The sequence below is a fragment of the Dietzia sp. SLG310A2-38A2 genome, from assembly GCF_014145095.1.
Classification (GTDB): Bacteria; Actinomycetota; Actinomycetes; order Mycobacteriales; family Mycobacteriaceae; genus Dietzia.
The window spans coordinates 527-744 of record NZ_JAALDX010000549.1; the positions used below are offsets into that span (position 1 = coordinate 527).

Sequence of the window (218 nt, forward strand, 5' to 3'; positions counted from 1 at the left end):
TCCCGACCTTCCTCCGGCGACATTGGCGCACCTGGCCGGCGGCGCGTGGATCGACGCCGGGGAACCTTTGGTCCTGCTCGGCGACTCCGGCACCGGCAAAACCCACCTGCTCATCGCTCTGGGTACCGCGGCAGCCGAGCAAGGACGACGAGTCCGGTACGTCACCACCGCGGCCCTGGTCAACGAGCTGGTCGAAGCCGCCGACGACAAGCAACTGT

The 218-nt window shown here is 68.3% G+C and carries 1 protein-coding gene; it reads left to right on the top strand.

Annotation, left to right across the window (positions count from 1 at the left end; genetic code table 11):
* Positions 1–218, top strand: a 218-nt coding sequence (locus G6027_RS19250; RefSeq protein ID WP_241727276.1) for an ATP-binding protein, incomplete at both ends; no start/stop codon positions are given.